Origin of the sequence: Streptomyces sp. CY-1 (genome assembly GCF_047218265.1) — a bacterium.
GTDB lineage: Bacteria > Actinomycetota > Actinomycetes > Streptomycetales > Streptomycetaceae > Streptomyces > Streptomyces niphimycinicus.
Genome location: NZ_CP178393.1, coordinates 3,146,971 through 3,173,183 on the forward strand (window position 1 = coordinate 3,146,971; position 26,213 = coordinate 3,173,183).

General features: G+C 70.9%; 24 protein-coding genes. 9 read left to right on the forward strand and 15 right to left on the reverse strand.

What is annotated here, in order from left to right; genetic code table 11:
• Window positions 1–683: 683 nt before the first annotated feature.
• Window positions 684–2,216: a hypothetical protein gene (locus ACK1X7_RS13545; protein ID WP_390792988.1), complete on the reverse strand. Its 1,533-nt coding sequence runs from the start codon at window positions 2,214–2,216 to the stop codon at window positions 684–686.
• A gap of 456 nt (window positions 2,217–2,672) precedes the next feature.
• On the opposite strand from ACK1X7_RS13545, the gene ACK1X7_RS13550 reads away from it, so the two are divergent.
• The gene (locus tag ACK1X7_RS13550; RefSeq protein ID WP_385157919.1) at window positions 2,673–4,499 is read left to right on the forward strand and encodes an endonuclease/exonuclease/phosphatase family protein; all 1,827 of its coding nucleotides are present in this window, start codon (window positions 2,673–2,675) and stop codon (window positions 4,497–4,499) included.
• A 170-nt stretch (window positions 4,500–4,669) separates the two neighbouring features.
• On the opposite strand, the gene dapD is transcribed toward ACK1X7_RS13550, so the two are convergent.
• The 11 genes from dapD to ACK1X7_RS13605 all read right to left on the reverse strand — a co-directional run bounded on the left by dapD (window position 4,670) and on the right by ACK1X7_RS13605 (window position 13,376).
• Entirely contained in the window at window positions 4,670–5,659 is a 990-nt protein-coding gene (gene dapD, locus ACK1X7_RS13555) for a 2,3,4,5-tetrahydropyridine-2,6-dicarboxylate N-succinyltransferase (protein ID WP_361513250.1), read from the reverse strand.
• 81 nt (window positions 5,660–5,740) lie between these two features.
• Window positions 5,741–6,310, reverse strand: a complete 570-nt coding sequence (locus ACK1X7_RS13560) for a TetR/AcrR family transcriptional regulator (RefSeq protein WP_385148584.1) — start codon at window positions 6,308–6,310, stop codon at window positions 5,741–5,743.
• Entirely contained in the window at window positions 6,310–6,630 is a 321-nt protein-coding gene (locus ACK1X7_RS13565; protein WP_014059853.1) for a DMT family transporter, read from the reverse strand. Before ACK1X7_RS13565 ends, ACK1X7_RS13560 begins: the two co-directional genes overlap by 1 nt.
• A 112-nt stretch (window positions 6,631–6,742) precedes the next feature.
• Window positions 6,743–7,078, reverse strand: coding sequence for a metal-sulfur cluster assembly factor (locus ACK1X7_RS13570; protein ID WP_059144908.1), 336 nt, complete (start codon window positions 7,076–7,078; stop codon window positions 6,743–6,745).
• A complete protein-coding gene (gene sufU, locus ACK1X7_RS13575; RefSeq protein WP_078640797.1) occupies window positions 7,075–7,539 on the reverse strand; it encodes a Fe-S cluster assembly sulfur transfer protein SufU in 465 nt (154 codons plus the stop codon). The genes ACK1X7_RS13570 and sufU overlap by 4 nt, the downstream gene beginning before the upstream one ends.
• An 11-nt stretch (window positions 7,540–7,550) precedes the next feature.
• Window positions 7,551–8,807 (reverse strand): cysteine desulfurase, encoded by a 1,257-nt coding sequence (locus ACK1X7_RS13580; RefSeq protein ID WP_385148587.1) that lies wholly within the window; start codon window positions 8,805–8,807, stop codon window positions 7,551–7,553.
• Window positions 8,804–9,568: a Fe-S cluster assembly ATPase SufC gene (gene sufC, locus ACK1X7_RS13585; RefSeq protein WP_361498030.1), complete on the reverse strand. Its 765-nt coding sequence runs from the start codon at window positions 9,566–9,568 to the stop codon at window positions 8,804–8,806. Before sufC ends, ACK1X7_RS13580 begins: the two co-directional genes overlap by 4 nt.
• 7 nt (window positions 9,569–9,575) lie before the next feature.
• Window positions 9,576–9,899: a bifunctional 3-phenylpropionate/cinnamic acid dioxygenase ferredoxin subunit gene (locus ACK1X7_RS13590; RefSeq protein ID WP_078640800.1), complete on the reverse strand. Its 324-nt coding sequence runs from the start codon at window positions 9,897–9,899 to the stop codon at window positions 9,576–9,578.
• On the reverse strand, window positions 9,896–11,065 hold the full coding sequence (sufD, locus tag ACK1X7_RS13595; RefSeq protein WP_385148590.1) for a Fe-S cluster assembly protein SufD: 1,170 nt from the start codon (window positions 11,063–11,065) through the stop codon (window positions 9,896–9,898). The genes ACK1X7_RS13590 and sufD overlap by 4 nt, the downstream gene beginning before the upstream one ends.
• A gap of 92 nt (window positions 11,066–11,157) precedes the next feature.
• Entirely contained in the window at window positions 11,158–12,579 is a 1,422-nt protein-coding gene (gene sufB, locus ACK1X7_RS13600; RefSeq protein ID WP_078640802.1) for a Fe-S cluster assembly protein SufB, read from the reverse strand.
• Window positions 12,576–13,376, reverse strand: a complete 801-nt coding sequence (locus ACK1X7_RS13605) for a helix-turn-helix transcriptional regulator (protein WP_385148593.1) — start codon at window positions 13,374–13,376, stop codon at window positions 12,576–12,578. Before ACK1X7_RS13605 ends, sufB begins: the two co-directional genes overlap by 4 nt.
• 250 nt (window positions 13,377–13,626) lie before the next feature.
• Here ACK1X7_RS13605 and ACK1X7_RS13610 point away from each other — a divergent pair, with 250 nt between their 5' ends.
• From ACK1X7_RS13610 to ACK1X7_RS13620, 3 genes are all read left to right on the forward strand, one after another.
• On the forward strand, window positions 13,627–14,553 hold the full coding sequence (locus ACK1X7_RS13610) for an ABC transporter ATP-binding protein (protein ID WP_413115124.1): 927 nt from the start codon (window positions 13,627–13,629) through the stop codon (window positions 14,551–14,553).
• Window positions 14,550–15,323 (forward strand): ABC transporter permease, encoded by a 774-nt coding sequence (locus ACK1X7_RS13615; protein WP_385148599.1) that lies wholly within the window; start codon window positions 14,550–14,552, stop codon window positions 15,321–15,323. Before ACK1X7_RS13610 ends, ACK1X7_RS13615 begins: the two co-directional genes overlap by 4 nt.
• A gap of 163 nt (window positions 15,324–15,486) precedes the next feature.
• Window positions 15,487–16,479: a COX15/CtaA family protein gene (locus tag ACK1X7_RS13620; RefSeq protein WP_385148602.1), complete on the forward strand. Its 993-nt coding sequence runs from the start codon at window positions 15,487–15,489 to the stop codon at window positions 16,477–16,479.
• Here ACK1X7_RS13620 and ACK1X7_RS13625 read toward each other — a convergent pair.
• The 3 genes from ACK1X7_RS13625 to ACK1X7_RS13635 all read right to left on the reverse strand — a co-directional run bounded on the left by ACK1X7_RS13625 (window position 16,449) and on the right by ACK1X7_RS13635 (window position 19,073).
• A complete protein-coding gene (locus tag ACK1X7_RS13625; protein WP_390792986.1) occupies window positions 16,449–17,585 on the reverse strand; it encodes an amidohydrolase in 1,137 nt (378 codons plus the stop codon). The genes ACK1X7_RS13620 and ACK1X7_RS13625 overlap by 31 nt on opposite strands.
• A gap of 84 nt (window positions 17,586–17,669) precedes the next feature.
• Complete coding sequence (locus ACK1X7_RS13630) at window positions 17,670–18,098, reverse strand: hypothetical protein (RefSeq protein WP_413115125.1); 429 nt, start codon at window positions 18,096–18,098, stop codon at window positions 17,670–17,672.
• A 24-nt stretch (window positions 18,099–18,122) separates the two neighbouring features.
• Entirely contained in the window at window positions 18,123–19,073 is a 951-nt protein-coding gene (locus tag ACK1X7_RS13635) for a heme o synthase (RefSeq protein ID WP_385148610.1), read from the reverse strand.
• Between the two features lie 383 nt (window positions 19,074–19,456).
• Here ACK1X7_RS13635 and tkt point away from each other — a divergent pair, with 383 nt between their 5' ends.
• The 5 genes from tkt to pgl are packed head-to-tail and all read left to right on the forward strand — an operon-like array spanning window position 19,457 to window position 26,154.
• The gene (tkt, locus tag ACK1X7_RS13640; protein WP_385148613.1) at window positions 19,457–21,535 is read left to right on the forward strand and encodes a transketolase; all 2,079 of its coding nucleotides are present in this window, start codon (window positions 19,457–19,459) and stop codon (window positions 21,533–21,535) included.
• A gap of 45 nt (window positions 21,536–21,580) precedes the next feature.
• Window positions 21,581–22,699: a transaldolase gene (tal, locus tag ACK1X7_RS13645; protein ID WP_385148616.1), complete on the forward strand. Its 1,119-nt coding sequence runs from the start codon at window positions 21,581–21,583 to the stop codon at window positions 22,697–22,699.
• Between the two features lie 4 nt (window positions 22,700–22,703).
• Window positions 22,704–24,227, forward strand: coding sequence for a glucose-6-phosphate dehydrogenase (gene zwf, locus ACK1X7_RS13650; RefSeq protein ID WP_385148619.1), 1,524 nt, complete (start codon window positions 22,704–22,706; stop codon window positions 24,225–24,227).
• Entirely contained in the window at window positions 24,224–25,375 is a 1,152-nt protein-coding gene (opcA, locus tag ACK1X7_RS13655; protein ID WP_216340881.1) for a glucose-6-phosphate dehydrogenase assembly protein OpcA, read from the forward strand. The genes zwf and opcA overlap by 4 nt, the downstream gene beginning before the upstream one ends.
• Complete coding sequence (gene pgl, locus ACK1X7_RS13660) at window positions 25,372–26,154, forward strand: 6-phosphogluconolactonase (protein WP_413115126.1); 783 nt, start codon at window positions 25,372–25,374, stop codon at window positions 26,152–26,154. The genes opcA and pgl overlap by 4 nt, the downstream gene beginning before the upstream one ends.
• The last annotated feature ends 59 nt before the right edge of the window (window positions 26,155–26,213 follow it).

Below are 26,213 nucleotides of genomic sequence, written 5' to 3' on the forward strand. Positions count from 1 at the left end.
ACGACGCGCAAGCGCCACGACGGCCCCGGGACGGGGCCGACCACGCCCACGCCCACGCCCGCGTCGGGGGGCGCCCGGCGGGCCTTTCCCCTCCCCGCCCCTTCCCGATACCAGGGGCTCCGCCCCTGGACCCCGGAGCCCGGGGCGGAGCCCCACCATGCGGCGGAGCCGCATACCAATGCCGCGGGAAGGCGCGGGGATGGGAGCAGCCTGCCCGACCGCACCCGCCACCAGGGCTCCGCCCCGAACCCCGGGACCCGGGGCAGAGCCCACCACACGGCGGAGCCGCATACCAATGCTGCGTGGGGCGGGAGCGGCCTGCCGCAGGCGTCCGCCCACTTCCAGTGGAGCCGACGCCCGACCCGCACCGCAACGCGCCGACGCCACACCAGGCCCGGGACCCGTCCTACAGGGTGTCCAGCCGATCTTTCCCTCGCCCTCGCCCCGGACCCCGGGGTCTGGGGTGGAGCCCCACCACGCGGCGGAGCCGCATATCGATGCCGCGGGAAGGGGCGGGAGGGGAACAGCCCGCCGTAGGCGACAAGATCCGGCGGGCGCCCCCAGCGGGGCCTCCCGCGCGGCGGGGGAAGTGCGAGGTCCGGCGGCACGCCCGTGGGGCCGCCCCGGGCCGCACCGCGACCCGCGTCGCGGGTCGGCCACGGCCGCGGTGCGACCCCGCGCGGCTATGCCCTTGAGCGGGCCTTGAAGGCCGCCTTTCGGGCCTCCTTGGCGGCCTGCTTGTCCGGGTGGAGGCGGCCCATCGCCTCCAGGACCTCCGCGGTCGCCGGGTGGTCCACTCGCCAGGCCGAGTCGAAGAAGCTCCCGGACTGGTCGACCAGGCCGCGTACCAGATCTCGCAGCTCCGCCGAGTCGCCCTCGGTGGCGAGCTGGGCGGCGAGGGTGTCGACGGTCAGCCAGAAGACCATCGCCTCCGACGGCTCCGGGACGCCCGCCACCCCGTGCTCGGCCAGCCAGACCCGGGCCAGTCCGCCCAGGTGGCGGTCGTCGAGCACCTCGCGGAGCGCGGGCTCGGCCTCGGTTCCGACCAGGGAGAGGGTCTGCTGGCAGGTGAGGCGGCGCAGCGGTGCGCCCTCGTCGTCGCCGCGGGCGGCGGCCAGCAGTTCGCGGGCGGCCTCCTCGGGCGTACGGCGGGCCAGCCACTGCTCGGCCTCGGCCTGGGCGGCGGGCTCGGGGTGGCCGGGGAGGGCGTCCAGCAGGATGTCGGCGCCCTTGTCGGCCAGGTCGCCGACGGCCGGGGCGTCGATGCCCGCCTCGATCATGCGGGCGCGTACGGCGTAGACGCCGAGCGGGGTGAGCCGCACCATGCCGTAGCGGGAAACATCCTCGTCCTCCAGGTCCTCGGCCGTCTCGGGCTCCTGGATCCGGCCCTCGCCGTCGACCTCCTGGATCAGCGCCTCGTCCACCGGCTGGTAGTCGATCAGGCCGGTCGGGGCGAGCAGCCGGAACTGGTCGTCCAGCCGCACCATCGCCTCGGAGACCTCTTCGAGGATGTCGTCGGTGGGCTCGTCCATGTCCTCGGGGACGATCATGGAGGCGGCCAGCGCGGGCAGCGGTACGGAGGCCGCGGCGGCCTCCTCGTCCAGGGCGGTGAGCAGATAGAGGTTGCCCAGCACCCCGTCGAGGAACTCGGCCTCCTCCTCCGGGTTCCAGTCGATCGCGTCGAGGTCGAGTTCACCGCCCTCGCTGATCTGGGCGGCGATATCGCCCAGGTCGGGTGCGGCGGCGTCGGCCAGCACGGTCTCGAAGCCGTCGAGCCAGATGTCCAGGATGTCGCGGGGGCCGCCCTCGGTGATCAGCCGCAGCTCCTCGCCGCTGATCGCGAGGGCCGAGAACTCGTCCCCGAGCGGCGCCTCGCCGTCCGCGCGGTCGCCCTCGCCATCGGCTCCCGTAGCCGCCTCGGCGCCCGACGCCTCCTCGGACTCGTCGATCTCGACCAGCCCGGTGTCGACAGCGAGCTGCCACGCCTGTGCCGTGTGCTCGGGCCCGTCCTCGTCCCCCGCGAGCCCCAGCAGCTCGATCGCCGCCCGCAGCTCGCCCTCCGGCAGCACCCCGCCCGACGCCACCGGCTTCCCCGGCTCGGCCCAGCGGGCGAGCCGGACCGCGCGAGCGAGGAGCGGCGCGGCGAGTGCGTCCCGCGCGAGTTCCGCGTCGGTGCGAAGCCGCACGGGCGGCATGGTGGGGCGCTCTTCTGGCATGGGCGGACGTCACTCCTCGGGGCGCGGAAGTCGCGGGGGCTGTGGGGCTATAGGGCTGTGGGGCTATGGGGCTGTGCGGGGGCTATGGAGCCATGGAGCTATGAGGCTACGGGTCCCAGGACCCCGCTGTGGAGCCATGGGGTACGGATATGCGGGTGTACGGGCACGGGCGCCACGGCACGGCCCGGACCCCAGCGTAGACGGAACGGGACGGCACTTCGTCCCGATGTGGTCCCGCGCCCGATCCCGCACCGCGGCAAGCGGTGAATTCGGCCAGGGGGCTCCGGAAACCGGCCGGGGCGAGGGGGCGCGCGGTGCCGCCCGGTTCATGTCCGCGCCCCGCTCCCGCCATCCGCAAGCCACCCGTCCTGTCTTGACAACTTCGCCGCCCACGAAAGAGATTGACGCGCGTAGAGGCGATTCCCTCGCCGTTCACTCCTTCCGGAGGCCACCACCATGTCCCTTCGCGCACCGCGCGGACCCGTCGCCGTCACCGCCGTCGCCGCCTCCGCCCTCGCGGCCGGGCTGCTCGCCGTACCCTCGTCGGCCTCCGCCGCCGAGATCCGCATCCATGACATCCAGGGCAGCACCCGGATATCCCCGCTCGCCGGACAGCAGGTGACCGAGGTCCCCGGCACGGTCACCGCGATACGTGCCTTCGGCTCGTCGCGCGGCTTCTGGATCCAGGACTCCGAGCCCGACCGGGACGCGGCCACCAGCGAGGCGATCTTCGTCTTCACCGGATCCACCACGCCCTCCGTCGCCGTGGGCGACTCGGTACTGGTCTCCGGGACGGTGTCCGAGTACTACCCGGGCGGCAAGGACGCCGGTCTCCAGTCGCTCACCGAGATCTCCAAGGCGACCTGGACGGTCAAGTCCTCCGGCAACGCGCTGCCCGCCGCGTACCGGCTCGACCCCGCCACGATCCCCGACCGCTACGCCCCGGACGCGGGCGGCGACTCCATCGAGGGGCTGACGCTGCGCCCGGGCTCGTACGCCCTGGACCGCTACGAGTCCCTGGAGGGCATGCGGGTCTCGGTCGAGAACGCCCCCGTGGTCGGCGCGACCAACACCTACAAGGAGCTGTGGGTCACCGCCGAGCCCCGCCACCAGCGGACCGAGCGCGGCGGCGCCCTCTACAGCTCGTACCGCGACCCCAACGCGGGCCGGGTGAAGGTGGTCTCCCTCCTCCCCTACGCCGAGCACCCCTTCCCCGTCGCGGACGTCGGCGACGCGCTGACCGGCACCACGGCCGGGCCGCTGGACTACGACAACTTCGGCGGATACACGCTCGCCGCCACCACCATGGGCGACCTGGCCGACCACGGCCCGAAGCGCGAGAGCACCCGCAAGCAGAAGGCGGACGAACTCTCCATCGCCACCTACAACGTGGAGAACCTCTCCCCCAAGACCGCCCAGTCGAAGTTCGACCGGCTGGCCACCGGGCTGGTGGAGCACCTCGCCTCGCCGGACATCGTCGCGCTGGAGGAGGTCCAGGACGACAACGGCGCCACGAACGACTCGGTGGTGGGCGCCGACGCCACGCTGACGAAGCTCACCGACGCGATCAAGGCGGCGGGCGGCCCCTCGTACGAGTGGCGCCAGATCAACCCGGTTGACGACCAGGACGGCGGCCAGCCGGGCGGCAACATCCGCGTGGCGTTCCTCTACAACCCGGAGCGGGTCTCCTTCACCGACATCCCCGGCGGCGACTCCACCACCCCGGTGACGGTCGAGAAGAAGGGCGGCAAGGCCACGCTGTCGGCCTCCCCCGGCCGTATCGACCCGGCGAACGGCGTCTGGAAGGACAGCCGCAAGCCGCTGGTCGGGCAGTTCTCCTTCCGGGGCCGCCCGGTGTTCGTGGTCGCCAACCACTTCAACTCCAAGGGCGGCGACCAGGGCCTGGACAGCCGCTTCCAGCCCCCGGCCCGCTCCTCGGAGACCCAGCGCACCGGCCAGGCCAAGACCGTCAACACCTTCGTCAAGGCGCTGCTGAACGCCGACCCGAAGGCGGCCGTGGTCGTCGCGGGCGACCTCAACGACTACCAGTTCTCGCCCGCGCTGGCCGATCTCACCAAGGGCGGAGTGCTGACCGACCTGGTCACCCGGCTGCCGAAGGACGAGCGCTACGGCTATGTCTACAACGGCAATTCGCAGGTGCTGGACCACATCCTGACCAGCAGCGCGCTGCGCCGTGCCGACTACGACATCGTGCACATCAACGCCGAGTTCGCGGACCAGTCCAGCGACCACGACCCGCAGGTGGTGCGGGTACGCCCCTGAGACGGGGGCTTTCCGGGGTGCGGGGGCACTGCCCCCGCACCCCGGACCAGTCGGCACCGTTGTGGGCAATCGTCCTTCCCCCAGCTACCGCTGGGAGGTGCCCCCGGGCGGGACGGGTGGGCACAACGCCACCCACCGGCCCGCATCGGCGACGAAACCCGCGCCCAGACTCAGTTGTGGCTGTGCAGCGCCTCGTTCAGCCCGCCCCAGGAACCGGTGCGGGGCAGCGCCTCGACCGCGCCGGTGATGGAGTTGCGGCGGAAGAGGAGGTTGTCGGCGCCGGACAGCTCCAGCGCCTTGGCGATCTTGCCGTCCGGGAGGGTGACCCGGGTGCCCGCCGTCACATACAGCCCCGCCTCGACGATGCAGTCGTCGCCGAGCGGGATGCCCAGGCCCGCCTCGGCGCCGAGCAGGCAGCGCTCGCCGATGGTGATCGTCTGCTTGCCGCCGCCGGAGAGGGTGCCCATGATCGAGGCGCCGCCGCCGATGTCGGAGCCGTCGCCGACCACGACGCCCGCGCTGATCCGGCCCTCGACCATGGAGGTGCCCAGCGTGCCCGCGTTGAAGTTGACGAAGCCCTCGTGCATGACCGTGGTCCCGGGGGCGAGATGCGCGCCCAGGCGGACCCGGTCGGCGTCGCCGATGCGGACGCCGGCGGGGACGACGTAGTCGGTCATCCGGGGGAACTTGTCGACACTGGTCACCGCCAGGTGCAGCCCCTCGGCGCGGGCGGCGAGCCGGGCCCGCTCCACCTGGTCGGCGGCGACGGGGCCGAGCGAGGTCCAGGCGACGTTGGCGAGCAGGCCGAACTGACCGTCCAGGCTCAGGCCGTGCGGCTTGACCAGCCGGTGGCTGAGCAGATGCAGCCGCAGATAGACGTCGTGCGCGTCCAGCGGCTTCTCGTCCAGCGAGGCGATGACCGTGCGGACGGCGACGACCTCGACGCCGCGCCGGGGGTCCGGTCCGACCGCCTTGAGAGCGGCCTCGCCCAGAAGCTGCGCGGTCCGCTCGGCGTCGAGCCGCTCGGTCCCGGCCGGGCCGGGTGTGGCGGCCAGTTCGGGGGCCGGGAACCAGGTGTCGAGAACGGTGCCGTCCTCGGTGAGGGTGGCGAGACCGGCGGCGACGGCGCCGGTGGGGGCGGTGGTGGATGCATCGGTCATGGTCAGAACGCTAACCGGAGGCGGGGCCGGGAGGCGAACCGGTCTCAGCGAGCGGTCCCGGGCGGCCGGTCGTCTGCGGTCTCAACCGGCGGGCGGCCCGTTGTCGCCGTCCACGCCCATGATCCGCGCCAGCGCCGCGCTCGTGCCCTCCCGGTCGTACGGGCGGTCCGCCAGCAGCACCTGCAAGGTCAGTCCGTCGATGAGAGCCACCACCGCGCGCGCCGTGGTCGCGTCGGGCACCAGTCGCGTCAGCATCCGGGCCATCTCGTCCAGGCACTCGGCGGCGAGCGGCCGCAGTCCCTCATGGCGCAGCGCGGCGAAGTACAGCTCGTACTCCAGCTCCATCCGCGCCCGGTCGCCCGTGAGCTGCTCCCCCAGCCACCGGGCCAGCGCGTCCGCGGGCGGTGCGGCCGGATCGACTCCCTCCACCCAGTGCCTCACCTCCGCCAGCCACTCCGCGTTGATCTGGCGAAGCGCCGCGATCAGCAGGTCGTCGAGGGTCGCGAAGTGGTAGGTCGTGGAGCCCAGCGGCACATCGGCCGCAGCGGCCACGGCCCGGTGGCCGAGCCCCCCGATGCCGCTCTCGCGGACCACGGCGGCCGCGGCGTCGATGATCCGCTGCCGCCGCTCGGGGTCGTAGCGGCGGCCCATCAGTGGGCGCCGTTCAGATTGAGCACCACCACCCCGGCGATGACCAGCAGCACACCGAGCACCTTGGCGGCGGTCATCGCCTCCCCCAGGAAGAGCATGCCGATCGCGGCGATGACGGCGGTCCCGGCCCCGGCCCATATGGCGTAGGCGGTGCTGACGGAGATGGTCTTGAGCGTGTGCGCGAGGAGCACGAAGGACAGCAGATAGCCCGCGCCGGTGGCCAGCGAGGGCCAGAGCCTGCTGAAGCCTTCGCTGTACTTCATCGAGGTGGTCGCCAGGATCTCGGCCAGGATGGCCCCGGAGAGCGTCACATATCCCATGCGTACAAGTGTACACAACGATGCGTACGGGCGTACGCAACGATCCACGACATACGAAACGGCCCCCGCGCCGAAGCGCGGGGGCCGCTCACAGAGCCCAGGAGGCGAGACGTCAGACGTTGAAGCCGAGGGCGCGCAACTGCTCACGTCCATCGTCGGTGATCTTGTCCGGGCCCCACGGCGGCATCCAGACCCAGTTGATCCGGAGCTCGTTGACGATGCCGTCGGTCGCGGACTTGGCCTGGTCCTCGATGACATCGGTCAGCGGACAGGCCGCAGAGGTCAGCGTCATGTCGATCGTCGCGATGTTGGCGTCGTCGATGTGAATGCCGTAGATCAGCCCGAGGTTGACCACATCGATGCCCAGCTCGGGGTCCACGACGTCGTACAGGGCCTCGCGGACCTCTTCCTCGCTTGCGGGCTTGGTGGTGGTCACGTTGTCACTCATGCGGTCTTCCCTCCGGCGGTCTCACCCAGTGCCTGTGCCGTGGCGTCCTTCCACGCCATCCAGCTCAGGAGGGCGCATTTCACCCGGGCCGGGTACTTGGAGACGCCGGCGAACGCGATCGCGTCCTCCAGCACCTCCTCCATGGCGTCGTCCGGCTCGGCCTTGCCCTTGGACTGCATCAGGTGCAGGAAGGTCTCCTGGATCCTGCGGGCCTCGGCCAGCTCCTTGCCCACCAGCAGCTCATTGAGCACGGAGGCGCTGGCCTGGCTGATGGAACAGCCCTGGCCCTCGTAGCTCACGTCCTCGATGGTGTCGCCGTCAAGCCGGACCCGCAGCGTGATCTCGTCACCGCAGGTCGGATTGACATGGTGTACCTCTGCGTCGCCGTCCCTCAGGCCCCGTCCATGGGGGTTCTTGTAGTGGTCCAGGATCACGTCCTGGTACATCGAATCCAGCTTCACGCGGCACGCCCCTACCCGAAGAAGTTCCGTACGTGCTCCAGGCCCTCCACCAAGGCGTCGACCTCGGCCGGAGTGGAGTACAGATAGAACGACGCTCGGGTGGTCGCCGGAATTCCATAGCGCAGGCATACGGGGCGGGCGCAGTGATGGCCGACCCGGACCGCGATTCCCTGCTCGTCGAGCACCTGGCCCACATCGTGGGGGTGGATGTCGCCGAGCGTGAAGGAGATCGTGGCGCCGCGCTCCTCGGCCGTGGTGGGGCCGATGATGCGCAGGTCCGGCACCTCCAGGAGCCTGCCGACCGCATAGTGCGTGAGGGCGTGCTCATGGCGGGTGATGTTGTCCATGCCGATCGCGGTGAGGTAGTCCACGGCCGCGCCGAGGCCGACGGCCTGGGCGATCGGGGGCGTACCGGCCTCGAACTTGTGCGGCGCCGGGGCGTAGGTGGACGAGTGCATCGAGACGGTCTCGATCATCTCGCCGCCGCCGAGGAACGGAGGCAGATCCTCCAGCAGCTCCTGGCGGCCCCACAGCACACCGATTCCGGTCGGGCCGCACATCTTGTGGCCGGTGAAGGCCACGAAGTCGGCCTGGAGCGCCTGCACGTCCAGCAGCATGTGCGGGGCGGCCTGGGAGGCGTCGATCACCACGAGGGCGCCGACGTCCTGGGCGCGGCGGACGATCGCCTCGACCGGGTTGACCGTGCCGAGGATGTTGGAGACCAGCACGAACGAGACGACCTTGGTCTTCTCGGTGATGACCTGCTCTATCTCCGACAGATCGAGCCGGCCGTCCTCGGTGAGGCCGAACCACTTCAGCTTCGCACCGGTGCGCTGCGAGAGCAGTTGCCACGGAACGATGTTGGAGTGGTGCTCCATCTCGGTGATGACGATCTCGGTGTCCTGGTCCACCCGGTAGGGCTCATCCGCCCAGCCGAGCATGTTGGCGACCAGGTTCAACGACTCCGACGCGTTCTTGGTGAAGATCACCTCGTCGCGGCTGGGAGCGTTGATGAAGGCGGCGACCTTGTCGCGGGCGCCCTCGTACAGCTCCGTGGCCTCCTCGGCGAGCACATGGACGCCGCGGTGCACATTGGCGTTGGAGCGCTCGTAGTAGTCGTTGAGCACGTCCAGCACCTGGCGCGGCTTCTGCGATGTCGCCGCGTTGTCCAGGTAGACGAGCTTCTTGCCGTCATGGACGACACGGTCCAGGATCGGGAAGTCCTTGCGGATCGCCTCGGTGTCGAGGAGGCCCGGCAACTGTGTCACTCGGACGCGCCTCCCTTCACATACGCCTCGTAGCCCTCTTCTTCCAGCTTGTCGGCCAGCTCCGGGCCGCCGGACTCGGCGATCCGGCCCGCCGCGAAGACGTGGACGTGGTCGGGCTTGATGTACCGCAGGATGCGGGTGTAGTGGGTGATCAGCAGGGTGCCGACCTGGCCCGACTCACGGACCCGGTTGACGCCCTCGGAGACCACCCGCAGTGCGTCCACGTCGAGGCCGGAGTCGGTCTCGTCGAGGATCGCGATGGCCGGCTTCAGCAGCTCGAGCTGGAGGATCTCGTGGCGCTTCTTCTCACCGCCGGAAAAGCCCTCGTTCACATTCCGCTCGGCGAAGGACGGGTCGATGTGGAGGCGCTCCATGGCCTCCTTGACCTCCTTCACCCAGGTGCGCAGCTTGGGCGCCTCGCCGCGGATCGCGGTCGCGGAGGTGCGCAGGAAGTTGGAGACGGAGACGCCGGGCACCTCGACCGGGTACTGCATGGCGAGGAAGACACCGGCGCGGGCGCGCTCGTCGACGGACATCGCGAGCACGTCCTCGCCGTCCAGCGTCACGGTGCCGCCGGTGATCGTGTACTTCGGGTGCCCGGCGAGCGAGTAGGCGAGGGTGGACTTGCCGGAGCCGTTGGGGCCCATGATGGCGTGCGTCTCGCCCTGCTTCACGGTCAGGTCGACACCGCGCAGGATCTCGCGGGGGCCGCCCTCGGCGTCGACGGAAACGTGCAGGTCGTGGATCTCAAGCGTGGCCATGGGTGCCTCAGGACTCCTGGGTGACGGAGACGAGCACATCGTCCCCTTCGATCTTTACGGGGTATACGGGGACGGGGCGCGTGGCGGGAAGGCCGGACGGCTTGCCGGTGCGCAGGTCGAAGCTGGAGCCGTGCAGCCAGCACTCGATCTGGCAGTCCTCCACCTCGCCCTCGGACAGCGAGACGTTCGCATGCGAGCAGATGTCGTTGACCGCGAACACCTCGCCCTCGGTGCGCACCAGTGCCACGGGCACGCCCTCGAGCTCGACCCGCTTGGGGGTGTCGTCCTCGAGTTCGTCCAGCGCGCAGGCGCGTACGAAGGTGTTGGTCATCCTACGGACGCCTCCAGCTCGGCCTCGATCTTGGCGATGAGCCGCTCCTCCAGGTCGGGGATCCCGATCTGCTGGACCAGCTCGGCGAAGAAGCCGCGGACCACCAGACGGCGGGCCTCGTCGGCCGGGATGCCGCGCGCCATCAGATAGAAGAGCTGCTCGTCCTCGAAGCGGCCGGTCGCGCTCGCGTGACCGGCGCCGACGATCTCACCGGTCTCGATCTCCAGGTTCGGCACCGAGTCGACCCGGGCACCGTCGGTGAGGACCAGGTTCCGGTTGAGCTCATAGGTGTCGGTGCCCTCGGCGGCGGCCCGGATCAGCACATCGCCGATCCACACCGCGTGCGCCTCCTTGCCCTGGAGCGCGCCCTTGTAGGCCACGTTGCTCCGGCAGTGCGGGGTGTCGTGGTCGATGAAGAGCCGGTGCTCCTGGTGCTGGCCGTTGTCGGTGAAGTACACGCCGTACAGCTCGGCCTCACCGCCCGGGGCGCCGTAGACGACGCGCGGGTGGAGCCGCACCAGATCGCCGCCGAAGGTGACGACCACGGACTTGAAGCTGGCGTCCCGGCCGACCAGCGCGGTGTGCTGACCGGCGTGGACCGCGGTGTCGTCCCAGTCCTGGATCGAGACCACGGTGAGCTTGGCGCCGTCGCCGATCAGGTACTCCACATTGGCGGCGAGCGTGGCGTCACCGGTGTGGTCGATGACCACGACCGCCTCGGCGAAGGCGCCGACCTCGACCACCTGGTGGCCAAAGGCGGTGCCGCCCTCGCCGTGCACGGCGATCCGCACCGGCTCGGTGAGCACCGTCTCCTTGGGCACCGAGACGACCGACGCCTTCTCGAAGGAGCTGTACGCCTGGGCCGCCACCCGGTCCACCGGCTTGCCGGCCTTCCCCAGGCGGGCGTCGTCACGGCCCACGGTCTCGACCGTGACGCCCTCGGGGGCGGTCACCTCGACCTTGACGCCGCCGTCGGCGACAGCCGTGCCGTCGTGGAGACCGCGCAGCCGCTCCAGGGGGGTGAACCGCCAGTCCTCCTCGCGGCCATGGGGCACCGGGAAGTCGGCCACGTCGTACGACGCGGGCGCGCTCACCCGGGCATCGGTGGGCTGGCCCACCTGGATGACGCCGTCCGTGGTGGATCCGGCCGGGATGGTTTCAGCCATGGCTGTCGTACTGCTCTCTTTCTGCCTGATGGGCCTGAACGGGATGCCCGGGCGGGGGACGGTGCCCCCGCCGGGGCCGGAAGGGGGTGGCGTCAGCCGACCGCGCCCTCCATTTGCAGCTCGATCAGCCGGTTGAGCTCCAGCGCGTACTCCATGGGCAGCTCGCGCGCGATCGGCTCGACGAAGCCGCGCACGATCATCGCCATGGCCTCGTCCTCGGACAGACCGCGGCTCATCAGGTAGAAGAGCTGGTCGTCGCTGACCTTGGAGACGGTCGCCTCATGGCCCATGGACACGTCGTCCTCGCGGACGTCCACATAGGGGTAGGTGTCCGAGCGGGAGATCGTGTCGACGAGCAGGGCGTCGCACAGCACATTGGACTTGGAGCCCTCGGCGCCCTCACCGATCTCGATCAGACCGCGGTAGGAGGTGCGGCCGCCGCCGCGCGCCACCGACTTGGAGACGATGTTCGACGAGGTGCGGGGGGCCATGTGGACCATCTTGGCGCCCGCGTCCTGGTGCTGGCCCTCGCCCGCGAAGGCGATGGACAGGGTCTCGCCCTTGGCGTGCTCACCCATCAGGTAGACGGCGGGGTACTTCATGGTCACCTTGGAGCCGATGTTGCCGTCGACCCACTCCATGGTCGCGCCCTCGTAGGCCACGGCGCGCTTGGTGACCAGGTTGTAGACGTTGTTCGACCAGTTCTGGATGGTCGTGTAGCGGCAGCGGGCGCCCTTCTTGACGATGATCTCGACGACCGCGGAGTGCAGCGAGTCCGACTTGTAGATCGGCGCGGTGCAGCCCTCGACGTAGTGGACGTAGGCGTCCTCGTCGACGATGATCAGCGTCCGCTCGAACTGGCCCATGTTCTCGGTGTTGATCCGGAAGTACGCCTGGAGCGGGATCTCCACGTGCACGCCCTTCGGCACGTAGATGAACGAGCCGCCGGACCAGACCGCCGTGTTCAGCGAGGCGAACTTGTTGTCGCCGGCCGGGATCACGGTGCCGAAGTACTCCTGGAACAGCTCCGGGTGCTCCTTGAGCGCGGTGTCGGTGTCCAGGAAGATGACGCCCTGCTCCTCCAGGTCCTCACGGATCTGGTGGTAGACGACCTCGGACTCGTACTGGGCCGCGACACCCGCGACGAGGCGCTGCTTCTCGGCCTCCGGGATGCCCAGCTTGTCGTACGTGTTCTTGATGTCCTCGGGCAGATCGTCCCAGGAGGCGGCCTGCTGCTCGGTGGAGCGGACGAAGTACTTGATGTTGTCGAAGTCGATGCCCGACAGGTCCGAGCCCCAGGTGGGCATGGGCTTCTTGCCGAAGAGCTTCAGGCCCTTGAGGCGGAGCTTGAGCATCCACTCCGGCTCGGACTTCTTCCCCGAGATGTCGCGCACGACCTCCTCGGAGAGGCCACGCTTGGCCGAGGCGCCGGCCACGTCGGAGTCGGCCCAGCCGTACTCGTAGTTGCCCAGGCCCTCGAGCTCGGGGTGAGCGGTCTCCGTGGGGAGAGTCATTCGGGGTTCCTCCCGGCCGTGCTGGCAGATGCGGTGGTGGTCTTGGTGGTACTGGTGTCGGTCTTCTCGACCTTGCCGGTCTTCGGAATGAACGTCGTGCACACTCCGTCGCCATGGGCGATGGTGGCCAGACGCTGCACATGAGTCCCGAGCAACTGGGAGAAGACCTCGGTCTCCGCCTCACACAGTTGCGGATATCGCTCGGCTGCGTGGGCGACCGGGCAGTGGTGCTGGCAGAGCTGTTCGCCGACCGGCGCGCTGCGCGCCGTAGCAGCGTACCCGTCCGCGGAGAGCGCGTCGGCGAGGGCTTCGGTGCGACGGCCGGGGGCGGCGGCCTCGACGGAGCCGCGGTACCCCTCCGCCTGGGCGGCGAGCCTGGCGCGGGCGAACGCGGCGACCGCGGCGCGGCCCGCCTCGCCGCCTCCGGCGCCCTGCTCGATCCAGCGCAGGGCGTCGACCGCGAGCTTGTCGTACGCCTGGTCGAAGGCGTCGCGGCCGCAGTCGGTGAGCGCGAAGACCTTGGCCGGGCGGCCGCGCCCCCGCGCCCCGTACACCCTCTTCTCGCGGGGCTCGACGACGCCGTCGGCGACGAGGGTGTCCAGGTGGCGGCGGACGGCCGCCTGGGTCAGCTCCAGCCGCTGGGCGAGCTCCGCCGCGGTGGAGGGACCATGGTCGAGGATGGAACGCGCGACCCGGTTGCGGGTGCCGTGCTGCTCTTCGGGTGCGGACGCGGGCGTGCCGGACCGCGCGGCCAGTTCGGCCGCGCGTTCGTTCGGAGCCTCGCTCGCGTATTTCACAACGCCATTGTTGCGTAATTCCCCGGCATGACACAAGCGGGGAGATCTCCAGGTCCGGTGGGGTACGTCACTTAGGGGTACCTAAGTCCGAGAGGGTCCCGGACCCCGGTTCCACCTGCGACGAGAGGGCGTGCCGGGCGTCGCGACGCCGCGGAGATCCGTCAGAAGGGCCCTAACGGCCGGGCGGCGGGCACCGCGGCTTCCGGCCCTGCCGCCCACGGAGGGCCCGGCGATTCGTAGACTGCCGGACATGCGAGAAGAGCCCGCGGTCGACATCGTCGGCCTGGTCAAGCGGTACGGCCCGAAGCCCGCGGTCGACGGGCTCGACCTGTCGGTGGACCGGGGCGCCGTGACCGCCGTTCTCGGCCCCAACGGAGCCGGCAAGACCACCACCGTCGAGACCTGCGAGGGGTACCGCCGGCCCGACGCCGGCACGGTCCGGATATTCGGGCTCGACCCGGTCGCGGACGCCCCCGCACTGCGCCCCCGGGTCGGGGTGATGCTCCAGTCCGGAGGCGTTTATTCCGGCGCGCGGGCAGAAGAGATGCTGCGCCACACCGCCTCCCTGCACGCGCATCCGGTCGACGTCGACCTGCTGATCGACCGGCTCGGCCTCGCCTCCTGCGGCCGGACCACCTACCGGCGGCTCTCCGGGGGCCAGCAGCAGCGGCTCGCGCTCGCCATGGCCGTCGTCGGCCGCCCCGAGCTGGTCTTCCTCGACGAGCCGACCGCCGGACTCGACCCACAGGCCCGCCGCGCCACCTGGGACCTCATCCGCGATCTGCGCGACGACGGGGTCACCGTGCTGCTGACCACCCACTACATGGACGAGGCCGAGCAGCTCGCCGACGACGTGGCGATCATCGACGGCGGCAAGGTGATCGCCCGGGGCACCCCCGAGGAGCTGTGCCGGGGCGGCGCCGAGAACACCCTGCGCTTCGGCGGCCGACCCGCACTCGACCTGGCCTCGCTCCTCAAGGCGCTGCCCGCCGACTCCACGGCCGCCGAGCTGACCCCCGGCTCGTACCGCGTGACCGGCAAGGTCAACCCCCAGATGCTGGCCACCGTCACCTCCTGGTGCGCACAGAACGGGGTGCTGCCGGACCGGATCTCGGTCGAGCGGCACACCCTCGAGGACGTCTTCCTGGAGCTCACCGGTAAGGAGCTGCGAGCGTGACCGCCACGGGCACTTTTCTTCCCAAGCCGGGGGCGGCCCCGCTGATGAGGATGATCCGGGCGCAGGCCGCGCTGGAGACCCGGATGCTGCTGCGCAACGGCGAGCAACTGCTGCTGACCGTCGTCATCCCGTCCCTGCTGCTGGTGCTCTTCAGCACCGTCGACATCGTCGACACGGGCGCCGACGGCAGCACGGTGGACTTCCTCGCGCCCGGCGTGCTGGCGCTCGCCGTGCTGTCCACGGCGTTCACCGGACAGGCCATCGCCACCGGCTTCGAGCGGCGCTACGGCGTGCTCAAGCGGCTCGCCGTCTCACCCCTGCCCCGGTGGGGACTGATGACCGCCAAGACCCTCGCGGTGCTGGTCACCGAGGTCCTCCAGATCGTGCTGCTGACCGCGATCGCGCTGGCGCTGGGCTGGTCGCCGCACGGCGATCCGCTCTCGGTGACGCTGCTGCTGATCCTCGGCACGGCGGCCTTCTCCGGCCTCGGGCTGCTGATGGCGGGCACCCTGAAGGCCGAGGCGACCCTGGCCGCCGCCAACCTGGTCTTCCTGCTGCTGCTCGTGGCCGGCGGGGTGATCGTCTCGCTGGACAAGTTCCCGGGCGCGGTGCGCGGCGCACTGGAGCTGCTGCCGATCTCGGCGCTCTCGGGCGGGCTGCGGGACGTCCTCCAGGACGGGGCCGGGATGCCGTGGCGGGATCTGGGCATCCTGGCGGTCTGGGCGGTGCTGGGGCTGGGCGCGGCGGCGCGCTTCTTCCGCTGGGAGTAGCTTTCGCCGGGCGTGGCTTCCGCTGGGAGCAGCTTTCACCGGGCGTGGCTACCGCTGGGAGCAGCTTTCGCCGGGAGTGGCCCGAACACCTCTGCGAGCTGCGGCTTTACCGAAGCACTACCCCTCGTGAAAAGCTGCACAAGCGGCGGCCTACGATGTTCCCGTGCCGAATTCGCTGAATCCGTTCGAGCTGATCGCCCGACGCTGGCAGCCCTCCGCGCGCTTTGTGCGGCGGGCCGCGCTGGCCACCGTGGTGATGGCCGTGGTCATCGTCGTGACCGGTGGCGCGGTCCGGCTCACCCAGTCCGGGCTGGGCTGTGACACCTGGCCCAAGTGCACCTCCGGCAGCCTGACGCCGACCGCTGAAATGGGGATCAACGGCGTCATCGAGTTCAGCAATCGCATGCTGACGTACGTCCTCTGCGTGGTCGTGGGGCTGTTGATCATCGCCGCCCGGGCCCGTACGCCCGTGCGCACCTCGCTGACCCGGCTCGGCTGGGCCCAGTTCTGGATCGTCATGGGCAACGCCGTGGTCGGCGGCATCACGGTGCTCACCGGGCTCAACCCGTACATCGTCAGCTCGCACTTCCTGCTCTCCTCCGTGCTGCTCACGGTCGCCGTGGCGACCTGGTGGCGGGCGCGCGAGGGCGACGCCGAGCCGCGCGATCTCGTGGCCGTTCCGGTGCGCCAGCTCACCCGGCTGCTGACCGTCGCCACTGGCGCGCTCATCGTCATCGGCACCGTGGTCACCGGCGCGGGTCCGCACGCCGGTGACGCCCGTAAGGTGCACCGCATCCCGCTGAACTGGCAGGAGATCACCCAGCTCCATGTGGACTTCGTCTACATCGTGCTGGGCCTCACCGTCGCCCTGTGGTTCACGCTGCGGGCCGTGAAGGCCCCCGCCGCCCAGCGCCGCATGGTCCTGGAGCTGCTCGTCGTCCTGCTCCTTCAGGGCGTGGTCGGGTACGTGCAGTACTTCACCCACCTGCCCGAGGTCGTCGTCGGCATCCATATGCTCGGCTCCTGCCTGGTGTGGATCGCGGTCCTGCGGGTGCTGCTCGCCCAGCGCGAGCGCCCCGCGCTTCCGGCGGCCGTCCCCGCCCCCACCGGCGACCACGAGACCGTTCAGCCCGAGCCGGCCGCGTCCAGCCGGTAGACCCGGCGCGCGGTCCCGGCCGCGACCAGCCCGGCGATCCGCTGGGCCTCGGCCCGGGTGCAGATCTCCTCGCCGACCCACTCGTCCACGAGCCTGGCCATGGCCCGGCCGAACAGCCGGGACGCGGTGACATACAGCTCGGGCAGCCCCCGCGCGCCCGTCGAGAACAGCAGCTTGCCGAACGGCGCCTCGCCCAGGGTCTCCCCGGGCCTCGGCCCGGCGTCCGCGTAGACATGCGGGAAGGCCGCGGCGAGCTGTGCCGCCCGCCGGTGGTGCGGCCGGTCGGGCAGCAGCACCAGATCGGTGCCGAAGCCCGCCGTGGCCCGCAGGAAGCCGACGAGCGACTGCGGATCGGCGCAGTGCAACTGCACCGGAAGGCCCGTCGCGACGGCGCTCCACAGCAGGTGCTGGGCGAGCGCGGGGTCGGGGGCGCGGCCTGGGGCCGGGCGTACGGTGAGCGCGAGCCAGCGGGCGGCGGCGCGCCGGACCTCGCGCGGATCGGGCGGCAGCTCGTCGCAGAAGGCGATCCCCATGGCGAAGGCGGTCGCATGCTGGGCCGCCGCGTACAGCGCCTCGGCGGTGTTGCCGATGAAGGCGTCGACCGTGCCGGAGGTGTCGGCGACCTGCTCGGCCAGCGGCTCCAGGCGGACCACCTCATGGACCGCGCCGTCGGCGGTCGCGGCCAGCTCCCCGGCGGTGCTGAGCCCGTCCCGGGCGCCGGACTCCAGCAGGAAGGTGCCGATACCGGCGCCGCGCAGCAGCAGCCGCGCGGCCCGGTAGGCGCCCAGCTCACGGCGGCGGGCGAGATAGCTGACGGGCGCGCAGTAGGGCTCCATGCCCAGCAGCGGAGGGCACCAGCGGCGCACGGCCAGACCGGTCCAACTGTCGAAGAAGGTGGTGCCGGCCGGGGCCGCGCCCGACCCTGCGGCAGCCGCCAGATGGGTCTCGAACGAGCCGACGCCCAGCTCGCCGTCGACCGTGCCGTGGCTGTGCTGGTCGACCAGCGGCGGCAGCGTGATCGGTCCCGCCACCGGGTCCGGTCCGTCCCGGGGGACCGGACCGGTCGGCGGGCCCAGGGTGTTCGGGGAGTCCGTCGCCTCGTGCATCGCCGCCGCCTCTCGCCCTCCGGCATCGACGGGCTTAACGGACGGAAGGGGTGCGAGGTGTCGCCGGACCCGTTCTCAGGCGTTCTACGAGGCGGGTGCCGGAGGGTTGCCGGGTCCGCCGAGCTGGATGCCCGCCATCCGCGCCCACTCGTACGGACCGGTGCGGACCTTGGCGGCGAGCTCGCCGTCGAAGGCGTCCTGGAGGGTCAGCCCGGCGATCTCGGCCGCGCGCCGCGCGCTCTCCTGCGAGGGGGCGACGAGAACGCCCCATTCGCCATCGGCGCCGACGAGGGCGATCCGGACGGAGCCGCGCCCGATGTGGGCGATCTGCCCCTCGGCGCTACCGCCGTGGCCGGTGGCGAAGGCCGTGATCTGGCGGGCGAGCCGCTCGGCCCGCTTCTCGTCCTTCGAAGGCTTGGGCGGCTCGGCCGACTCGGCCGGTGCTTCCGGCACGGAGGGCTGGGCGGCCGACTCGCCGCTCTCGGGTGTCTCCGGCTGGGTGGTGTCTGCCATACCGCCGATGCTACCCGCCGGTAATCACCGCAGGAAGGGGTCCACGGCCACGGCCACGAACAGCAGCGACACATAGGTGATCGACCAGTGGAACAGCCGCATCTCCTTGAGCTTCGCGCCCGTGATCTCGGCCTTGGCGCGCCCCTGGAGGGCGTGCGCCTCCTTCAGCCACAGCCCGCCCAGCACGGCCGCGACCACCGGGTAGAACCATCCGGTGTAGCCGAGCGGCCACAGCAGCAGGGAGACGATGACCATCGCCCAGCTATAGAGGACGATCTGCTTGGCGACCACCTTGTTGCCCGCGATGACCGGCAGCATCGGCACACTGGCCCGCTCGTAGTCCTCCTTGACCTTCATCGACAGCGGCCAGTAGTGCGGCGGCGTCCAGAAGAACATGACGAGGAAGAGGATCAGCGCGGCCCAGGAGACCGAGTTGGTCACCGACGACCAGCCGATGAAGACGGGCATGCAGCCCGCGATGCCGCCCCACACGATGTTCTGCGAGGTGCGCCGCTTGAGCCACATCGTGTAGACGACGACGTAGAAGGCCAGCGCACCGAGCGACAGCATCGCGGACAGCGGGTTGACCAGCGCCCAGAACCAGGCCGTCGAGACCGCGGCGAGCGCGAAGGCGAAGACGAGGCATTCGCGCGGCGAGACCATGCCGGTCACGAGCGGGCGCTGCGCGGTGCGCTCCATCAGCGCGTCGATGTCCCGGTCGTAATACATATTGAAGGCGGCCGCGCCACCGGCCGACAGATATCCGCCGACGCAGGTCTTGACCACCAGCCACAGGTCCGGGACGCCCTGGGCGGCCAGGAACATGACCGGCACCGTCGTCATCAGCAACAGCTCGATGATCCGCGGCTTGGTCAGCGCCACGAACGCCATGACACGGGCCCCGAACGGCCGGTGACCGGAGCTCGTTTCGCTCGTCTCGAGCACCCCCGCAGGACGGGATTCGACGGCCGTCACGCACACCCCTGGTGGAAGCAAGAACCAGCAAGCACCGGACATGAAGAGCCGGTAAAGACTTGCGCGTACCACGCCACTCTAGACGTAGCGGATACGCCGCCCGCCGCCGGGGTCCCCCGTGTTGAAAGGGCACCGCGAGGCGCCCGTAAGACGGCCACGCCCGGCGGACGACGGGCCGGGCAAGGCCCGGAACGGCGCCTTCCGCAGGGTCCGGGACGCCATCCGGACGGGCCCCGGAGGGAATGCGGCCACCTCGGAATTCGTTCCTTATCCCGTTGAGTGGAACTCGAAAAGACGACCGTTGTTCCAGGGGTAGGCTCGACATCGCCGGTGCACATACGGTCACCGGATTTCGACATTGTGGAGAGGAGCCCTGACTCAGGGTGAGCACCAAGCCGACTACCACAGACCTCGAGTGGACCGATCTGGACCGGCAGGCCGTCGACACGGCCCGGGTCCTGGCCATGGACTCCGTACAGAAGGTCGGTAACGGCCACCCTGGCACGGCCATGAGTCTCGCGCCCGCCGCGTACCTGCTCTTCCAGAAGCTGATGCGGCACGACCCCTCCGACGCGGACTGGACGGGCCGCGACCGCTTCGTGCTGTCTCCGGGGCACACCAGCCTGACACTCTACGTCCAGCTCTACCTGGCGGGCTTCGGACTGGAGCTCGAGGATCTGCGGTCGTTCCGCACCTGGGGCAGCAAGACCCCGGGCCACCCGGAGTACGGCCACACCACCGGTGTCGAGACCACCACCGGCCCACTGGGCCAGGGCATCGCCAACGCGGTGGGCATGGCGATGGCGGCACGCTACGAGCGTGGCCTGTTCGACCCGGAGGCGCCCGAGGGCGCCTCTCCGTTCGACCACACCATCTGGGCGATCGTCTCCGACGGCGACCTGGAGGAGGGCATCTCCGCCGAGGCGTCCTCGCTGGCCGGCCACCAGAAGCTGGGCAACATCGTCGCCCTGTACGACGACAACCACATCTCGATCGAGGGCGACACCGCGACCGCGCTCTCCGAGGACGTGCTCAAGCGCTACGAGGCGTACGGCTGGCACGTCCAGCGCATCGAGCAGGCCGAGAGCGGCGACTTCGACATCCACGCGCTGTACGCGGCGCTCAAGGCGGCGCAGGCCGAGACCGAGCGCCCCTCGATCATCGCGGCCCGCACGATCATCGCCTGGCCCGCGCCGAACGCGCAGAACACCGAGGCGTCGCACGGCTCGGCGCTCGGCGCCGACGAGGTCGCCGCCACCAAGCGCGTCCTCGGCTTCGACCCCGAGCAGCACTTCGCGGTCGAGACGGACGTCATCAACCACACCCGCGCCCTGGTCGACCGCGGCCGCGAGGCCCACGCCGCCTGGGACAAGAAGGTCCAGGAGTGGCGGAACGCCAACCCCGAGCGGGCCGCCCTGTTCGACCGGATCACCGCGGGCGAGCTGCCCGAGGGCTGGGAGTCCGCGCTGCCGGTCTTCGAGCCGGGCAAGGATGTCGCCACCCGTAAGGCGTCCGGCCAGGTGCTCAAGGCGCTCGGCGGGGTGCTGCCCGAGCTGTGGGGCGGCTCCGCCGACCTCGCGGGCTCGAACAACACCACGATCGACGCGTCCTCGTCCTTCCTCCCGAAGGGCAACCCGCTGCCGGAGGCCGACCCGTACGGCCGCACCGTGCACTTCGGCATCCGCGAGCACGCCATGGGCTCGACCATGAACGGCATCGCGCTGCACGGCAACACCCGGGTCTACGGCGGCACCTTCCTGGTCTTCTCCGACTACATGCGCCCGGCCGTCCGGCTCGCCGCGCTGATGAAGCTGCCGGTCACCTACGTATGGACGCATGACTCCATCGGCCTCGGCGAGGACGGCCCGACCCACCAGCCGGTGGAGCACCTCTCGGTACTGCGCGCCATCCCGGGCCTGAACGTCGTCCGCCCGGCCGACGCCAACGAGACGGCCATCGCCTGGCGCGAGATCACCCGCCGCCACAGCGCGAACCCGGCTCCACACGGCCTCGCGCTGACCCGGCAGAACGTGCCGACCTACGAGGCCAGCGAGGACGCCGCCAAGGGCGGTTACGTCCTCTTCGAGGCCGAGGGCGGCCGGCCGCAGGTCATCCTCATCGGCACCGGCTCCGAGGTGCAGCTCGCCGTGGAGGCGCGTGAGCAGCTCCAGGCCGCCGGGGTTCCGACCCGCGTCGTGTCAATGCCCTCGGTCGAGTGGTTCGAGGAGCAGGACAGGGGGTACCGGGAGACAGTGCTGCCGCCGTCCGTCAAGGCCCGCGTGGCCGTCGAGGCGGGTATCGGCCTGACCTGGCACCGCTACGTCGGCGAGGCCGGCCGCATCGTCTCGCTGGAGCACTTCGGCGCCTCCGCCGACTACAAGGTGCTCTTCCGGGAGTTCGGCCTCACCGCCGAGGCCGTGGTGACCGCCGCCCGCGAGTCTCTCGACGCCGCCGGGCGCTGACAGCCCGCAGACGACTTAGTAGCGACGAGTAGGAGAACACACCCCATGACAGACGCACTCAAGCGGCTGGCCGACGAAGGCGTCGCGATCTGGCTCGACGACCTCTCCCGCAAGAGGATCACCTCCGGCAACCTGGCCGAGCTGATCGACCAGCAGCATGTCGTAGGCGTCACCACCAACCCGTCGATCTTCCAGAAGGCGATCTCCGGCGGCGAGGGCTACCAGCAGCAAGTGGCCGACCTCGCGGTCCGCAAGCTCACCGTCGAGGAAGCCGTCCGCATGATCACCACGGCGGACGTCCGCGACGCGGCCGACATCCTCCGGCCGGTCTACGACGCGACGGGCGGCCAGGACGGCCGGGTCTCCATCGAGGTCGACCCGCGCCTGGCCCACAACACGGCCGCCACCATCGCCGAGGCCAAGCAGTTGGCCTGGCTGGTGGACCGGCCCAACACCTTCATCAAGATCCCGGCGACCAAGGCGGGGCTGCCCGCGATCACCGAGGTGATCGGCCTGGGCATCAGCGTCAATGTCACGCTGATCTTCTCCCTGGAGCGGTACCGCGCGGTCATGGACGCCTTCCTGGCCGGTCTGGAGAAGGCCAAGGCCGCGGGCCTGGACCTCCAGAAGATCCACTCGGTGGCGTCCTTCTTCGTCTCCCGCGTGGACACCGAGATCGACAAGCGCATCGACAAGCTCGGCACCGACGAGGCCAAGGCGCTGCGCGGCAAGGCCGCCGTCGCCAACGCCCGCCTCGCGTACCAGGCGTACGAGGAGGTCTTCAGCTCCGACCGCTGGGCCGCCCTGGACCGGGCGAACGCCAACAAGCAGCGTCCGCTGTGGGCCTCGACCGGCGTCAAGGACCCGGCGTACAAGGACACCATGTACGTCGTGGACCTGGTCGCCCCCGGCACCGTCAACACCATGCCGGAGGCCACGCTGGAGGCGGTCGCCGACCACGGCGAGATCAGCGGCGACACGGTGCGCGGCACCTACGAGCAGGCCAAGGCCGACATCGACGCGCTGGCCGGGATCGGGATCTCCTACGACGACGTCGTCCAGGTCCTGGAGGACGAGGGCGTCGAGAAGTTCGAGTCCTCCTGGAACGACCTGCTGAAGTCCACCGAGGCGGAGCTCGAGCGCCTCGCACCCTCGGAGGCGTGAGACCGTGACCAGCAGCAATCCGCTGCGTGACCCACGAGACCGACGGCTCCCGCGCATCGCGGGGCCGTCCGGCCTCGTGATCTTCGGTGTCACGGGCGATCTGTCCCGTAAGAAGCTGATGCCCGCCATCTACGACCTGGCCAACCGCGGGCTGCTGCCGCCGGGCTTCTCGCTGGTCGGCTTCGCCCGCCGCGACTGGGAGGACGAGGACTTCTCCCAGGTCGTGCACGACGCGGTCAAGGAGTACGCGCGGACCCCGTTCCGCGAGGAGGTCTGGCAGCAGCTCGCCGAGGGGTTCCGCTTCGTCCCCGGCGCGTTCTCCGACGACGAGGCGTTCACGACCCTGCGGGCGACCATAGAGGAGCTCGACAAGGCGCGCGGCACCGGCGGGAACTTCGCCTTCTATCTGTCGGTCCCGCCGAAGTTCTTCCCCACCGTCGTCCAGCAGCTCAAGAAGCACGGGCTGTCGCAGGGCCAGGGCGACTCCTGGCGGCGCGCGGTCATCGAGAAGCCGTTCGGCCACGACCTGAAGAGCGCCCAGGAGCTCAACCAGGTCGTCCACGAGGTCTTCCGGCCCGGTGATGTCTTCCGGATCGACCACTACCTGGGCAAGGAAACGGTCCAGAACATCATGGCGCTGCGCTTCGCCAACACGATGTTCGAGCCGATCTGGAACCGGTCGTACGTCGACCATGTGCAGATCACCATGGCCGAGGACATCGGCATCGGCGGGCGCGCGGGCTACTACGACGGCATCGGCGCGGCCCGTGACGTCATCCAGAACCACCTGCTCCAGTTGCTCGCGCTGACCGCCATGGAGGAGCCCGCCTCCTTCGGGGCGTCCTCCCTGGTCACCGAGAAGCTCAAGGCGCTCCGGGCGGTCAAGCTGCCCAAGGAGCTGGGCAAGCACACGGTGCGCGGGCAGTACGCCGCCGGCTGGCAGGGCGGCCAGGAGGTGCACGGCTATCTCGAGGAGGAGGGCATCGACCCCCACTCGAAGACCGACACCTACGCCGCGATCAAGCTGGAGATCGACAACCGCCGCTGGGCGGGCGTCCCCTTCTATCTGCGCGCCGGGAAGCGGCTGGGGCGGCGGGTCACCGAGATCGCGGTGGTCTTCCAGCGCGCCCCGCACTCCCCCTTCGACGCCACCGACACCCAGGAGCTCGGGCAGAACGCCCTGGTCATCCGGGTGCAGCCGGACGAGGGCGTCACCATCCGGTTCGGCTCCAAGGTGCCCGGCACCTCCATGGAGATCCGGGACGTGACGATGGACTTCCAGTACGGCGAGTCCTTCACCGAGTCCAGCCCCGAGGCGTACGAGCGGCTGCTGCTCGATGTGCTGCTGGGCGAGGCGAATCTCTTCCCCCGCCATGAGGAGGTCGAGCAGTCCTGGCGGATCCTCGACCCGATCGAGGAGTACTGGGACAAGCACGGCAGGCCCGAGCAGTACACGTCCGGGACCTGGGGGCCGAAAGCCGCGGACGAGATGCTCGCACGAGACGGACGGAGCTGGCGGCGGCCATGAACATCGATCTCACGGACACCACGTCCAGCCGGATCAACTCCGCCCTGATCCAGGCGCGCCGGTCCACCGGCACCCCGGCCGTGGGCATGGTGCTGACCCTCGTCATCGTCACCGACGAGGGCAATCACTACGACGCGCTGCGGGCGGCGAGCGACGCCTCCAAGGAACACCCCTCGCGCATCCTGGTCGTCATCAAGCGGCCGGGCCGGTCACCGCGCGACCGCAAGATCGCCCGGATGGACGCCGAGGTGCGGGTCGGCGGCGAGACCGGTACCGGCGAGACGGTGCTGCTGCGGCTGCACGGCGAACTCGCCAACCACGCCTACTCGGTGGTCCTGCCGCTGCTGCTGCCGGACGCCCCGGTGGTGGTGTGGTGGCCGGAGGACGCCCCCGAGCACCCCAGCGAGGACCTGCTCGGGCAGTTGGCCCAGCGCCGGATCACCGACGCCCAGGCCACCGAGGACCCGGTCGCGGCCCTCGGGCTGCGGGCCGCGACCTACACCCCGGGCGACACCGATCTGGCCTGGACCCGGATCACCCCGTGGCGCAGCGTCCTGGCCGCCGCGCTGGACCAGCGGCACTCCCCGATCACCTCCGCGGTCGTCGAGGGCGAGGCGTACAACCCGAGCAGCGAGCTGCTCGCGCTGTGGCTCGCCGAGCGGCTGGGGGTGCCGGTGGACCGGCAGGTCTCGGAGGGCCCCGGGCTCACCGCGGTGCGGCTGGAGACGGCCGACGGCGTGATCTGCCTGGACCGGGCGAACGGCTCGCTGGCCGAGCTGGCGATGCCGGGCCAGCCCGACCGGCATGTGGCGCTCCAGCGGCGTGAGGTCTCGGAGCTGATCGCCGAGGAGCTGCGCCGGCTGGACCCCGACGAGATCTACGCGTCGTCGGTGAAGTTCGGCGTGAACAAGCTGGGCCAGGGCGGCGTGGGCGTGCTGGAGCGGGACGCCAAGGCCGCCCCGGCGACCCAGGTGACACCGGAGCCGGACCGGCCGCCGCTGCCGACCCGGGACCCGGAGGCGCCGCCGGAGCATGCGCCCGGCTCGCCGAAGAACCCGCCGCAGGCACCGGCACAGCCACCGGCTCCCAAGCCGCACCCCCCGGCGAAGGCCCCGGAGCGGAAGGCGGACGGGAAGGCGGACAAGTGACCGCGCCACAGGTGGTCGTCCACCGCGACAAGGAGCTGATGGCCCAGGCCGCGGCGGCCCGGCTGATCACGAAGATCGTGGACGCCCAGGCCGCCCGTGGCTCCGCCTCGGTCGTCCTGACCGGCGGGCGCAACGGCAATGGCCTGCTGGCCGCGCTCGCCGCCTCCCCGGCGCGCGACGCGGTCGACTGGTCGCGGCTTGACCTGTGGTGGGGCGATGAGCGATTCCTGCCGGAGGGCCACGCCGACCGCAATGTCACCCAGGCCCGCGAGGCGCTGCTGGACGCGGTGGAGCTGGACCCGGCGCGGGTGCACGCGATGCCCGCGTCGGACGGGGCGAACGGCGGTGACGTGGACGCCGCGGCCGAGGCGTACGCCGCCGAGCTGGCCCGGGCCGCGCGGCCGGAGAACCACGGCGCGGTGCCGTCGTTCGATGTGCTGCTGCTGGGCGTCGGCCCGGACACCCATGTGGCCTCGCTCTTCCCCGAGCTGCCCGCCGTCCGGGAGACCGAGCGGATGGTGGTGGGGGTGCGCGGCGCGCCCAAACCACCGCCCATACGGATCTCGCTGACCCTGCCCGCGATTCGCGCGGCACGGGAGGTGTGGCTGCTGGCGGCCGGTGAGGACAAGGCGAGGGCGGTCACGATAGCCCTGTCGGGGGCCGGGGAGCTCCAGGCTCCGGCGGCGGGTGCGTACGGCCGCGCGCGCACGCTGTGGCTGCTGGACCGGGCCGCGGCGGCCGGTCTGCCGCGGGAGCTGTATCCCCCGGCGTCGCCGTAATCCCCCCTCGTATCGCGGACGATCCCCCGCGCGCTATCAGGCGCCCGGGGGATCGGTCA